The sequence below is a fragment of the Paraburkholderia sediminicola genome, assembly GCF_046026895.1.
Lineage (GTDB): Bacteria > Pseudomonadota > Gammaproteobacteria > Burkholderiales > Burkholderiaceae > Paraburkholderia > Paraburkholderia sediminicola_C.
This window is the reverse complement of record NZ_JAQQEU010000053.1, coordinates 1-12,115: the sequence shown is the minus strand read 5'-3', so window position 1 is coordinate 12,115 and position 12,115 is coordinate 1. Positions and strand designations below refer to the sequence as shown.

General features: G+C 63.3%; 11 protein-coding genes and 2 pseudogenes. 2 read left to right on the top strand and 11 right to left on the bottom strand.

Going from position 1 to position 12,115, the window contains the following annotated elements; all coding sequences use genetic code 11:
- Nucleotides 1-72 precede the first annotated feature (72 nt).
- The 9 genes from PQR02_RS28360 to PQR02_RS28320 form a co-directional block, all read right to left on the bottom strand.
- A complete protein-coding gene (locus tag PQR02_RS28360; RefSeq protein WP_408239226.1) occupies nucleotides 73-615 on the bottom strand; it encodes an MOSC domain-containing protein in 543 nt (180 codons plus the stop codon).
- Between the two features lie 221 nt (nucleotides 616-836).
- Entirely contained in the window at nucleotides 837-2,276 is a 1,440-nt protein-coding gene (hydA, locus tag PQR02_RS28355) for a dihydropyrimidinase (protein WP_408239223.1), read from the bottom strand.
- 1 nt (nucleotide 2,277) lies between these two features.
- Nucleotides 2,278-3,003 (bottom strand): maleate cis-trans isomerase family protein, encoded by a 726-nt coding sequence (locus PQR02_RS28350; RefSeq protein WP_408239221.1) that lies wholly within the window; start codon nucleotides 3,001-3,003, stop codon nucleotides 2,278-2,280.
- Nucleotides 3,000-4,382 carry an amidohydrolase family protein gene (locus PQR02_RS28345; protein WP_408239218.1) on the bottom strand — a complete coding sequence of 461 codons (1,383 nt, stop codon included), beginning with the start codon at nucleotides 4,380-4,382 and terminating at the stop codon, nucleotides 3,000-3,002. Before PQR02_RS28345 ends, PQR02_RS28350 begins: the two co-directional genes overlap by 4 nt.
- Nucleotides 4,379-5,182: an SDR family NAD(P)-dependent oxidoreductase gene (locus tag PQR02_RS28340; RefSeq protein WP_408239215.1), complete on the bottom strand. Its 804-nt coding sequence runs from the start codon at nucleotides 5,180-5,182 to the stop codon at nucleotides 4,379-4,381. Before PQR02_RS28340 ends, PQR02_RS28345 begins: the two co-directional genes overlap by 4 nt.
- Nucleotides 5,183-5,213: 31 nt before the next feature.
- The gene (locus PQR02_RS28335; RefSeq protein ID WP_408239212.1) at nucleotides 5,214-6,191 is read right to left on the bottom strand and encodes an NAD-dependent epimerase/dehydratase family protein; all 978 of its coding nucleotides are present in this window, start codon (nucleotides 6,189-6,191) and stop codon (nucleotides 5,214-5,216) included.
- Nucleotide 6,192: 1 nt separating this feature from the next.
- Complete coding sequence (locus PQR02_RS28330) at nucleotides 6,193-6,963, bottom strand: ABC transporter ATP-binding protein (protein WP_408239209.1); 771 nt, start codon at nucleotides 6,961-6,963, stop codon at nucleotides 6,193-6,195.
- Between the two features lie 4 nt (nucleotides 6,964-6,967).
- Complete coding sequence (locus PQR02_RS28325; protein ID WP_408239206.1) at nucleotides 6,968-7,789, bottom strand: ABC transporter permease; 822 nt, start codon at nucleotides 7,787-7,789, stop codon at nucleotides 6,968-6,970.
- Nucleotides 7,790-7,802: 13 nt separating this feature from the next.
- Nucleotides 7,803-8,843 carry an ABC transporter substrate-binding protein gene (locus PQR02_RS28320; RefSeq protein WP_408239203.1) on the bottom strand — a complete coding sequence of 347 codons (1,041 nt, stop codon included), beginning with the start codon at nucleotides 8,841-8,843 and terminating at the stop codon, nucleotides 7,803-7,805.
- A 372-nt stretch (nucleotides 8,844-9,215) separates the two neighbouring features.
- On the opposite strand from PQR02_RS28320, the gene PQR02_RS28315 reads away from it, so the two are divergent.
- Nucleotides 9,216-9,944 (top strand): GntR family transcriptional regulator, encoded by a 729-nt coding sequence (locus tag PQR02_RS28315; RefSeq protein ID WP_408239200.1) that lies wholly within the window; start codon nucleotides 9,216-9,218, stop codon nucleotides 9,942-9,944.
- Nucleotides 9,945-10,005: 61 nt separating this feature from the next.
- Complete coding sequence (locus tag PQR02_RS28310) at nucleotides 10,006-10,749, top strand: aspartate/glutamate racemase family protein (protein WP_408239197.1); 744 nt, start codon at nucleotides 10,006-10,008, stop codon at nucleotides 10,747-10,749.
- Nucleotides 10,750-11,107: 358 nt separating this feature from the next.
- On the opposite strand, the pseudogene PQR02_RS28305 reads toward PQR02_RS28310, so the two are convergent.
- Together PQR02_RS28305 and PQR02_RS28300 are read right to left on the bottom strand one after the other, a co-directional pair.
- A pseudogene (locus tag PQR02_RS28305) lies at nucleotides 11,108-11,614 on the bottom strand (ISKra4-like element ISBte1 family transposase); the annotation flags it as partial.
- A gap of 61 nt (nucleotides 11,615-11,675) precedes the next feature.
- Nucleotides 11,676-12,115: pseudogene (locus tag PQR02_RS28300) on the bottom strand (DDE-type integrase/transposase/recombinase); the annotation flags it as partial.

Sequence of the window (12,115 nt, the reverse complement as noted above, 5' to 3'; positions counted from 1 at the left end):
CAATCCTGAGCGAAGCGAGCTTGGCATACACCGTCTGGCGGCTAATCTGAGTTGCATGGAAAGAGAAACGAGCTACACCATTTCAAGCTCTCGGTATGGCGGTGGCGGCATCTTGACGGTGATTTCGTCGCCCGAGCTTACTGGTCCCGCTGTGGTCACAACACCCATCACGCCGGCCTTTCGCAAGAGCTTTCCTTCCGGCGAGCGACCAAGAACGGCTTTCATGAGCCCAGCCTGGAAATGTTCTATTTGCGCGCACGGGTTTCTCAGGCCAGTGAGCGTGACGACCGAATGCTCGCCGATATGTAATTCTGTACCCACGGGCAACGAGAGAAGATCAAGGCCACGCGTCGTGATGTTTTCGCCGAGATCACCAGGTAGGACGCTAAACGCCTTTTCCGATAGCTCGTCGAATAATTCACCGTGCATGAGGTGCACCTGGCGTAGATTGGGTTGCGAGGGATCTCGAGCGACACGAGAGCGGTGTTTAACCGTGGCGCCACAGTGAGCATCGCCTTCAACACCCAACCCTTTCAGCAATATGATCTGCCAAACGGATTGCTTGGAAAATGTGTGTGAGGCATTAACGTGAACCGCAATGACTTTTCCGTTCATTATCGAGTGAGCTTTAACGATTTGGCGTGATGACAAGGGCATGCATAGGTTATTTCAGCCAGTTGCAGCGGTGGGGCATCCTTGCGGATCTGCGAAAGCGGCCATTGAACAGCCAGTCGATGTCTTTCAGATGACTCATTGCGGGTCCACGCTCGTTAAAATCCGAGCGTAATGCCCGCGCATTCAATTTGCACCGGAATCCTCACACGCTCTCAACGAGACTACAGCGGCAGTTCGGTCTTCCGGCGGCGCGGCTTGGCCGGATCGGGCCGTGCGCACGGCAGGAATTCGCCGCGTCCGGCATCGCCGCACGGCTTTTCGCCGTCCCACACCACGTCGCCGCGCGACATCGTCAACGCGGGCCACGCGCTCAGATGCATGCCTTCGTACGGCGTGTAATCGACGTTGTGATGCAGCTTCGCGTTTTCCAGATGGAACGTGCGGCTCTCGTCCCAGATGACGAGGTCGGCGTCCGCGCCAATCGCGATGCTGCCCTTGCGCGGATAGAGACCGTAGAGCTTCGCCGCGTTGGTCGCGGTCAGCGCAACGAAGCTTTGCGGTGTGATGCGCCCGGTGCGCACGCCTTCGGACCACAGCAAAGCCATGCGAGTCTCCACGCCGGGAATGCCGTTGGCGATCTGGTCGAACGAGACAGCTTCGCCATGTGCTTTCTTGCCGTCCGGGCCGTCGTAGCGGAACGGCGCGTGATCGGACGAGAACACTTCGAACGCGCCGTTTTCAAGTCCGTCCCAGATCACCTGCTGGTTGGCCTTGTCGCGCGGTGGCGGGCTGCAGATGCACTTCGCGCCTTCGAAGCTGTCGTCACAGCCGAGCGAGTCTGCGGTCAGAAAGAGATACTGCGGGCAGGTTTCGCCGTACACCTTGAGACCGTGGCTTTGTGCCCAGCGGATCTGCTCGACCGCTTCACGGCCCGACACGTGCACGATCAGGATCGGCACGTCCACCAGTTCGGCGAACGCGATCGCCCGATGCGTCGCCTCGCGTTCCACCAGCATGGGCCGTGACGTCGCGTGATAGCGTGGCGCGGTATGACCGGCGGCGAGCAGCCGCTCGGTCAGCCACGCGATGCAGTCTGCGTTCTCCGCATGGATCATCACCATTGCGCCCTCGCTGCGCGCGACCGAGAGCGTGTCGAGCATTTCGCGATCACTCAGCTTGAGCGCGTCGTAGGTCATGTAGATCTTGAACGACGTGTAGCCTTCGGCGATCAACGCGGGCAACTCGTCGCGCAGAATCTCCGGCGTCGGGTCAGTGACGATCAGGTGGAACGCGTAGTCGATCACTGGTTTTCTGTCCGCGCGGCGATGGTAGTCATCGATCGCTTCGCGCAGCGTGTGGCCTTTCTGCTGGCACGCGAACGGAATCACGGTCGTGGTGCCGCCGCAGGCTGCGGACGTGGTGCCGGAGAGGAAGTCGTCGGCCATGATCGAGCCGTCGCCGGTGGGCTGATCGAAGTGAACGTGGCTGTCGACGCCGCCGGGCGTCACGTGCCGTCCAGCTGCGTCGATTTCGCGCGCGCCGGCTTCGAGATCCAGGCCGAGCGCGACGATGCGGCCATCGCGAATGCCGATGTCGCTGGTGAAGATGTCCGCGGCCGTGACCACGCGGGCGTTGCGAATGACGGTATCGAAGGTTTGCATGTCAAATTTCCTGAACGAGCCGGCCCCAGCCGGCGATGCGGCGTGTATCGACGCCGCAGTGGCGCAGCATGTCCCATACGACGGTCGTGACGGTGTCGAACACCGGCACCCCGTGTTGCGCTTCCCAGTGCGCAACGCGGTGCGCGGCGTAAAGATTGGTGCAGAAGGTCGTAACCGCCTGCGCGCCGCCGGCCACCACCTCGGCCACTTGACGGTCGAGCGTCGTTTCGTCGACCAGCGCAAAGGCGAAGTTTTCCTGCAGATCCAGATGGCTTTCGTGGCTCGCATCGATGCCGAGCGCGGCGTAGTTCGCGACAATCTTCTGCTGCACGTCCGCGAGATACGGCGAGACGAGGCCGAGCCGGCGAATGCCGAACGCCTCCAGCGCGCGATTGAGCGCGAGCACGGACGTGCTGGCGGGAATGCCCGTCGTCTCCGTGATCGCAGCGCACAGCGCTTCGTCCTGATCGAAGCCAAGCCAGCCGGCGGACGTGCCGCTCCAGCCAATCATGTCGACATGCGCATCGGCGAGCAGGCGCGCGGCATCGAGAATGCGTTCGCGCTGGAACTGGCCGAGCGCGTCGGGACTGAGCGCGATCTGCGTGACGGAAAAACGCGCGAAATGCACGCTGACTTCAGGCAGCCCGGCTACCAGCGCCTGCGTCAGCGGTTCGAGAGAAGTATTGGATGAGGGCGTCAGAATGCCCAGACGGATGCGTCGGCTCATGAACGGATAGTGGAAACGGAGGGATAAGGGCGAAGCGGATTCGGGCAGCGCCGCCAGACGGCATCGACGGCGCGTTGAGCGTCGGCGCGGATCTGGTGTTCGTCGACACATAGCGCGCGGCCTTGCTCGATCACAAGCCGGCCATCGACGATGACACTTTCCACGTCCGAGCCGGTGGCATTGTGCACGAGATTGCCGAGCGGATCGATGCTCGGCGTGAGATGCAGTTGGCGAAAATCGAAGATTGCCAGATCGGCGAGCCGGCCGACCTCGAGTGCGCCGAGACGCGCGCCCCAGCCGAGCGCGGCGGCGCCATGGCGCGTGGCCATCGCGAACACGTCCGCCGGTTGCCAGTCGTTGCCCACCGCGCCGGCTTGCAGACGGCCCATCGCGAGCGCCCAGCGCATCACTTCGATCATGTCGCCGTGCATGGTGTCGGTGGCGAGGCACAACGGCGCGCCGGCGTCGAGCAGGCCGCGCGTCGGTGCGATACGCCCGGACATCGCGTTGCCGAGCGGAATGTGCACCACGTGCGTGCCGCTTCGGCCCAGACGCGCGATGTCGGCGTCGTCGACATGAATGCAGTGGCCTGCGAGCAGCCGGCCGTCGAGCAGGCCGGTTTCGTCGAGCAATTCCACCGGCGAGCGGCCATGCTGCTGACGGACCCAGTCGACTTCATCCATGCTTTGCGCGAGGTGCGTGCTGATCGGCAAATCGTGATGGCGGGCTAGCGTGGCGATGTCTTCGAGCAGCGCGACTGAACAGGTGTCCGGCGCATGCGCGGTGAGGTGCGCCTGGATGCGGCCGTTCGCCTGACCGGCCCAACGCGCGACGAACGCGTCGGCACGCTCCAGCTGGCGCTCGCCGCGGGCGCGGTCAAAGCGCCGTTCGCCAGTCAGCACCGACGCGAAATCCACGTCCGCGAGCCGCTGGCTGGCGAACACCCGCACGCCGGTCTGTGCGATACCTTCGACGGTTGCCTCAGCATGCACGAAGCTGTCCGCAAGTGTCGTGCAGCCGGCGCGTAATGCTTCGAGCGCGCCGAGCCGCGACAGCGCCAGGGCTTCTTCAGCGTCGAGCCACGACGCTTGCGGCAACCCCGGCGTATAGGACGGCGCGAAGCCGCAATCCGGCGCCACGCCACGCACAAAGTTCAGGCCCGCGTGATAGTGCGCGTTGACGAATCCCGGCGTCACAACGCGTCCCGGCAGCGACAGCGTGCGCGTCGCCGCGGGCCGCGCGTCGCCGATATAGGCGATGTGCGCGCCACGAATGCCGAGTTGCGCCGCGCGGGCCGAGCCGTCGGCGAAAATCAGCGTCGCATCCGCGATCAGCAGATCGAGCGGGCCGTTCGAGACGGGCGCGTCGTGCGTGCTCATGCCGCCATCCAGCCGCCGTCCACCATCAGCGTGGTGCCGGTCGTGAAAGTCGAGAGGTCGCTGCACAGAAACAGCACCGCGCGCGCGACGTCGTCCGGGCGTCCGAGACGCGGCCAGGGCGTGCGCCGGTTGGCGCGTTCGAGCACGGCCGGGTCGACCGCACGGCCGCCGGCGCCGGTCAGGATCTTGCCCGGCGCGACCGCGTTGCAGACGATGCCGTGCGGCGCGTAATCGGTGGCGATCTGGCGCGTCATATAGTCGATCGCGGCCTTGGTCGTGCCGTAGCCGAGGTCGCCTGGCGCGGCGATCATGCCGTGCTGTGACGACAGATTGACGATCCGCCCGCGCACGTCGCCTTCTGGCGCTTGCTGAATCATCTGCCGGACGGCCGCGCGGCAGCAGCGGAATACGCCTGTCAGATTGACGTCGAGAAGGCGTTGCCAGTGTGCGTCTTCGAATTCCAGCAGCGGCCGTGCATGACGAACACAGGCGTTGTTGACCTGCGCGTCGAGCCGCCCGAAGCGCTCGACCGTGTGCGCCACCAGCGCATCGACCTGTGCCGTGTCGGATACGTCGGTCGCGACGAAATGTGCGTGGCCGCCATCGCGCGCGATCAGTGCGGCGGTCGGCTCGCCGCCTTCGATCACGTCCGTCGTGACGTCGGCGATCACGACCGTCGCGCCGCTGACGGCGAGCTGGCGCGCAATCTCCCGGCCGATGCCCGACGCGGCGCCAGTGACGATGCATACCTTGCCGGCCATGTTCAGGCTTGCGGCCGGGAAGGGTGAGGGTAGGGTCATGACGTTACTCGTACAATCGCGGCGCAGGCGTTCACGCGCCCAGCGTGGTTATCCAGTGATGGAAGTCGGCTTCCGCTTCGGCCAGATCGAACAGTGGCGCAAAGCCGGTATCGGCGACCAGCCGCGTGTTGTCCATCGACGCGCGGTCGTAATCGGCGAAGTAATCGATATTCGGCGCCTCTTCGTGCTGCGCAATGCGCCACGTGAACGCGGGATAACGCCGCGCGAGCCGTTCGCACAGGTCGGCGACGCTCCACTCGAAACCCGCGGCGAGGTTGTAGACGGAGTGAGGCCAGTGCGGCGCTTCGAGCAAGGCAAGCAGCGCCGAGGCCGCATCGCGCACGTAGAGCCAGTCGCGGCGGCCGGCGCGTGGCAGCACGGCGGTTTCGCCCTGGCGCGCTTTCGAGACCACCTGCAGCGGCGCGCTCAAGGTGTCGCGCACGCCCGAGTCGGCTTCCCACGGGCCGAAGCACGTGCCGAGCCGTCCGATCACGAGCGGCACGCCGTGCAACGCGGAAAGACGCAATGCAGCGTCTTCGGCGGCGCGTTTGGAGATGCCGTAGAGGCCTTCGGGCAGTAGCGGCGTGATGTCTTCGACGAGCGGGTGCGGCGCGCTACCGCTCAGTCCGTACGCCGAGCCGGAACTGCCATGAAGAATGCGTTCGACACCCGCATCGGCGGCCGCGGCAATGGCGGCGAGCACCCCGCCGACGTTCACATCGAAAATGGCCTGCGGCATTTGCCGTTCGCGCTGCGCATCCGCGGTGATCGCGGCGAGCGTGACGAGCCGCGACGGCCGATGCGTGCGCATTGCCTCGCGCAACGCGTCGCCATCGCGCACGTCGCCGGTCAGCGCAACGAAACGGCCTGGCAGCGCGGCAAATGCCTGCAACGCTTGCGCGCGCGGCGCGCTACGGTCGAAGCCGATGACCGTCTCGCCGCCGGCGAGCAGGCGCTCGACAAGCGCGAGACCGACGAAACCGCTGCTGCCCGTGATGAACGTGGTCATCTCAGGCCGGCTCCATCACCGCTTCCGGCCGCAGCAGCGAGAGGATATGGCGCTTGTAGTCGTTGAATTCGGCGCTGGTCGGATCGCGAGGCCGGTCGAGTGCGATCGGCAACAGTTCGCGAATGCGGCCCGGACGCGCCGACATCACCGCGACATGCGTGCCGAGCGCAAGCGATTCGTCGATACCGTGCGTGACGAACACTATCGTGCTGCGACTCTCGCGCCAGATGCGGATCAGCTCGGCGTGCATGTCCATCTTGGTCTGCTCGTCGAGCGCGCCGAACGGCTCGTCCATCAGAATCACTTCCGGGTTCATCAGTAGCGCACGCGCAATGCCCACGCGCTGGTTCATACCGCCGGAGAGCTCGCTCGGGAAGTGATTTTCGAAACCCTTGAGACCGACCATCTCGATGAAGCGCTGCGCGCGCTCGCGGCGTTCCGGTTTGGCGACGTTGCGCATTTTCAGATGAAACGCGACGTTCTCCCACACCGGCAGCCACGGCATCAGGTTGGCCTGCTGGAACACCACGCCGCGGTCCGCGCCCGGCTCGGTGACGATCGAGCCACCGACGTTCACCGTGCCCGAAGAAGGATGGTCGAAACCAGCGATCATGTTCAGCAGCGTGGACTTGCCGCAGCCGCTCGGGCCAAGCAGACAAAGGAAGTCGTTGCGCTCGACCTTGAGGCTCACGTTGTCGAGCGCGGTGACCACCTGTTTGCGCTTGGTGTCTTCGAACGTGCGCGAGACGCTATCGATTGTGATGAGGTTCATGCTGTCAACCTTCCCTTGCTTGCAGAGTAGAACCGCGTTGCCAGCGCAGAACGCGCCCGGCGATGTACTTGATCATGTAGTCGCTCAGGAAACCGAGCAGACCGATGCTCACCATCGACGCGATCACGATGTCGTAGCGCAGGAAGTAATACGAATCCCACAGTACGTAGCCCACGCCGCTCTTCACCGCGACCATCTCGGCCGTCACCGTCAGCATCCATGCGGAGCCGATCGCGATGCGCAGCCCTGAGAAGATGCTCGGCAACGCAGCGGGAAATACGATGTGACGCAGCAACATCGATGACGTGCCGCCCGTCATCGCGCCGGCGCGCAGCAGGTTGCGGTCGCAGGTCTTCACGCCGTGAATCGTGCTGAGCAGCACCGGGAAGAACGACCCCATGAAGACGAGAAAGATCGCCGGCTTGTTGGCGATGCCGAACCAGATGATCGCGAGCGGAATCCACGAGACGGGCGGCACCGGGCGCAGCGTTTGCAGTGTCGGTTCGAGCAGCGATTCGATCGAGCGCGACCAGCCGATCGCCATGCCAATGGCGACGCCCAGCACCGTGGCGATCGCAAAGCCCGTGAACACGCGGCCGGAACTAGCCGCGATATCGAAGAGCCAGTGGCCGGAGTAGGTCTGCGTGTTGCCGTCGGTGCTGAAAATCCAGTCGGCCCAGGCGAGCGCGACCTGCGACGGCGCCGGCAGCAACGCGGCCGGCAGGATGCCCGAGCGGGAGAACGCCTCCCAGCCGGCCAGCAGCAGCACCGGCACGATGCCGCGCTCGATCCGCTTGTAGAAGCGTGAGGAAAGCAGGGTTGACATGGCGCGGTCCGGATCAGTAACCGAGTTCGGTCTTGGGTTTGCCGGTCACTTTCTCGAGGAAGCTGTAGTCGAGGTTCTTCTGCACGGCATCGCTGACGTCCGAATTCACGTACTTCAGGTCGCGCATCATTTTTGCAATCGACACAGCGGAGGCGCGATACATCTTGTAGTCCGGATAGAGGTTGTCGGCCGCGCCGTCGGCGATGGTCTTGTCGAGGCCCGTCACTTTCTGGATCGTATCGACGAAGAGCGGCTTGTTGGCGGCCATCATGTCGTCCACCTTGACGATCGCGCGCACGGTTTCCAGCACGCCTTGCGGATTGCTCTCGATCACATCCGGGCGCGTGACGATCAGGTTGGTGAGCTTGCCGGCCGCCTGGTCATACGGAAACGCGAAGAACTTGGCCGCCTTGACCTCGCGGATCTGCGTGGCGAACGGCTCGACCGAAGTGATCAGCTCGACTTCGCCGCGGCGCAACGCCTGTACGTGGTCCGCCGGATTCGGAATGTTGACGAACTGCACATCCTTGTTGATGTCGATGCCGTGCGTGAGGAACGCGCCGCGCATGTGAATGTCCTGCGCGTTGCCGCGCGAGGCCGCCACGCGGAACGGCTTGCCGTCCTTCTTGTACTGCATGATGAGTCTCTTCAGGCCGTCCCAGTCGCCCGGCTGCACCGGCAAGTTGTTGGCGAGCAGCACTTGCGAACCGCCGTTGATCTGGCCGGAGATGCCGACCACCTTGAAGCCCTTGTCGAGCGCCGTGGCATAGTGCAGATAGGTGACCTGCGCGACGTCGATGCTCTTCGAGAGCAACGCGGTCAGCACGTCGTTGCCCGTGTTGAACGAGGTCGCCGTGAGTTTGACGCCGGTGGCGTACTGCGGCGTCAGCGACAATGGCGTGCAGTGCGCGCACTTGGCGTAGCCGAGGTTGATCGGTTCGGCATCCTTGGCGTGGCCGACCGTCGGCGTGAGCGCGGTGGCAACGACGAGGGGCGCGAGCAGCACGCGGGCGGCGCGCTTCAGGGCGGCGAGAGACGGGCGGATAAATCGCATCGGAAGATCTCCGTTATTGTCACAAAATGAATTACGTTTGTGACAAACAAAGCAATAGACGTGCCAATCGATTGTCAGACCCTCTCCAGTGACGTCGAGCGATATTCTTGTACATGGCTCAAATCCGCGTGGCCGCGTGTGTCGGCGTTACGAGTACTGTGAGGCAAAACGACGCAATCCATATCGCCGGCCGGCCGGCGAGACCGGTCTCCCGCTGCGCGCACAAACCTGGCACCGTTCGGGTGCCTTTGGGATACGTAAGCGGTGCCGGTGTACGCTGATGGTGCAAATTCGAACAATTACATTTATTTTTGTCACAATATACAATTGTATTGACACAAAATGACCGTTGCTCAGTCGAGGAAAGCTAGCGTGTTAACCGACAAAGCATCCCTCCGCCCGCGTAAGGCGCGGCCGGCCGCCCAGATCCTGGATGCGGAAGACAAGTCCGACACGATCTACGAGCGCATCCTGACCGCCGTGATGGAGCACCGGCTGATTCCGGGCACCCAACTCGTCGAGGAAAAGCTCGCCACCGTGTTCAAGGTGAACCGCACGCGAATTCGCAAGGTGCTGGCGCGGCTCACGCACGAAGGCATCGTCACCACCATCCCGAATCGCGGGGCGTTCATCGCTAGCCCGTCGGTGCAGGACGCCCGCCATATCTTCCAGGCGCGGCGCATTCTGGAGCCGGCGCTAGTCCGCAGCCTGGTCGAACGTGGCAGCGCCGAAGGTTTCCGGCGACTCCATGCGCACGTCGCCAAGGAACGCGCCGCGCGCGAGAAGGGCGACAAGCATGCGGTGATTCGCCTCTCCGGTGAATTTCATCTGCTAATGGCCGAGATGGTGGGAAGCCCGCCGCTCACCAAACTGATGCGTGAACTCGCGTCGCTGACCTGCCTCATCATCTTGCTGTTCGATTCCCCGAACGTGCCGGCCTGCCCGAACCATGAGCACACGGAAATCGTCGGGCTGATGGAGAAGGGCGAACTGGAGGCGGCGATCGCGGCAGCGGTTGGACACCTCGATCATATCGAGGCGACGCTTGATCTGTCGTTGCCTGAAGACACCGAGGTCGATCTGAACGCCATCTTCGGATGAACGCGCATCGCCTTCGCTCTTAAACATAGCAATTGAGCCATTGCACCTGACCAGAACCGTGATGAAACTACTGATCGTCAACCCGAACATCTCGTCGAGCGTCACCAATCTGATTGAAGCCGAAGCGCGCCGTGTCGCTTTAGCCGATACACAGATCGAGATGGCGACGGCGGCGAGCGGCGTCGCCTACATTGAAACCCGTTTCGAGGCGCTGCTGGGCGCGCACGCGGTGGCGCACATCGCCGGCGAGCGCAAGGGCCAATACGACGCGCTGCTGGTCGCGGCGTTCGGCGACCCAGGCCTGCTTGAGTTGCGCGAAGTGCTCGACGTGCCGGTTGTCGGCATGACCGAAGCGGCGCTGATGACCGCCGCCCAACTCGGTCAGCGGATCGGCATCATCGCGATTTCGCGACGCATCACTGCCTGGTATCGCGAATGCGTGGACCGTTATGGCATGCTCGGCCGGCTGGCGGGCATCCGTCATCTCGACCGGCCGCTTCGCGATCCCGGTACGATTCAGGAAGATCATGGCGCGCACCTGATCGAACTGAGCCATCGTGCGGTGGCGGAAGATGGCGCCGACGTGCTGATTCTAGCCGGCGCGCCGCTAGCGGGATTGGCGCGCAGCGTGGCGGACCGGCTGCCGGTGCCAGTTGTCGATGGCGTCTCGAGCGGAGTGTGTCAGGCGCAGGCGTTGACCCGGCTCGCCACCGCGCGCGCGCAGGCTGGCGGTTTCGCGAAGTTGCCGGCAAAGCCCAATGCCGGGCTATCAGGTGGCCTGGCCACATTGCTACTACGTGAATGAGAGACGCTGGGGCGCGCATTCCAGTTGAACTCATGCGATAGCCTCTCAACTGGTTGCGGGTTTCACTCTAGCGCAATCGGGTTGTGGAGAGGTGATGTGGCGTGAGCACGCAGGGGCGGTTCGAGTTGTGAAAAGATCGATCCGTATGCTCGTTTTATCGATGCTTTATCAGGATTGAAGGTCCGCTGCGATCGGCCCCATGAAGCTGGAAGACCTGTTGCGCGAGATCGATACCGAGAATGTCGATTTCGATGATAAACCTCCACACGTCAGGTTGACGTCCGTCAGTGTCTCTCGAAGGGAGGCGTCGGGTCCATCTCAGTAGAACCAAATCGGAGACCGCGCCAAAGCGGGGGCTCTATGCCGCGATATCGTGAGCGTGCTCGTTGCTCGCGAGCGTCGGATACCATCGCTCGAAGCATGATCGCAACTGCTCATTCAGGACGGCCGTCCTTACCTGGAGAAGGCCTTGCGCATGAGCCAGTCGCCACGCCATCTGCTGCCGCTTCACAAAACGCTTGCTGACCACCTGGTTGACAGCCGACTCGACGAAGCTCGAGGTGATTGGCTCGCCATGACAGTAGCGGTCTCCGTAGTTCACGATAAAGCGCTGGTTGTTCTCGAGGTAACCGATGAACTCCTCCAGTTTGGCCAGCAGCCTGGTCTCCTCGGGACTGCCATCCGTGGCGACTTCCCATCCCAGGCTTTCAAGCCGCTGCAGTGCCGGATAGGGGCAGCCGTGCCAGAGGTGCCACTTTGCACTGCGCAGCCCATCGATCAGCGTGTCGACACATAGCCGTTCGTCGCGGTCCGGTAACCCCTTGATCATCTGTTCGAGATTCTGCACCCGCATGGCGACGTGAAACGGCTCTGTCAAGTTGACGGGCGTAGCGTACCTGTGTGTCGCCTAAGCGTAGTTATCCTTATTAGATTGCCGTATCGCCTGCGGCAGTGACAGTCCAACTATGCCAGGTGGCGAAGCGTTCTTTGAGTACGGCACGATGACATGTCGCGCTCATTTGATGTCTGGGCAACGCGAAGTGCTGCCGGATTGGGCCAAAGCATGAGAGAAACGCCTGCGTGCGACGCGCATCGCGAAAGCCGCACATCTGGCGTTCGCGCCTGCGGGTCGGCTGATGGCTGTTCTCTGCGCGGTTGTTCACACGTGCAGCCGCTTGGCGAAGACATGCTTCACATGAGCGAGCTCGGGAATGTCAGCCTTCGCCGCCGGATAGCTGCGCAGCTGGTCGGTGAGGATCTTGAGCGGCACCGGGTTTGAACGCAACACCTTCTGGAAGAAGCGCTTTGCCGCGGCCTTGTCGCGCCGCTTCTGCACCAGCACGTCGAGTGGTTTTGTCGCGATAAG

What these genes read in the sequence shown, in the direction of transcription:
- PQR02_RS28335 (WP_408239212.1), bottom strand. Translation starts at nt 6,191, where the DNA reads ATGACCACGTTCATCACGGGCAGCAGCGGTTTCGTCGGTCTCGCGCTT.
- PQR02_RS28330 (WP_408239209.1), bottom strand. Translation starts at nt 6,963, where the DNA reads ATGAACCTCATCACAATCGATAGCGTCTCGCGCACGTTCGAAGACACC.
- PQR02_RS28360 (WP_408239226.1), bottom strand. Translation starts at nt 615, where the DNA reads ATGAACGGAAAAGTCATTGCGGTTCACGTTAATGCCTCACACACATTT.
- PQR02_RS28310 (WP_408239197.1), top strand. Translation starts at nt 10,006, where the DNA reads ATGAAACTACTGATCGTCAACCCGAACATCTCGTCGAGCGTCACCAAT.
- PQR02_RS28350 (WP_408239221.1), bottom strand. Translation starts at nt 3,003, where the DNA reads ATGAGCCGACGCATCCGTCTGGGCATTCTGACGCCCTCATCCAATACT.
- PQR02_RS28320 (WP_408239203.1), bottom strand. Translation starts at nt 8,843, where the DNA reads ATGCGATTTATCCGCCCGTCTCTCGCCGCCCTGAAGCGCGCCGCCCGC.
- PQR02_RS28325 (WP_408239206.1), bottom strand. Translation starts at nt 7,789, where the DNA reads ATGTCAACCCTGCTTTCCTCACGCTTCTACAAGCGGATCGAGCGCGGC.
- PQR02_RS28345 (WP_408239218.1), bottom strand. Translation starts at nt 4,382, where the DNA reads ATGAGCACGCACGACGCGCCCGTCTCGAACGGCCCGCTCGATCTGCTG.
- PQR02_RS28340 (WP_408239215.1), bottom strand. Translation starts at nt 5,182, where the DNA reads ATGACCCTACCCTCACCCTTCCCGGCCGCAAGCCTGAACATGGCCGGC.
- hydA (WP_408239223.1), bottom strand. Translation starts at nt 2,276, where the DNA reads ATGCAAACCTTCGATACCGTCATTCGCAACGCCCGCGTGGTCACGGCC.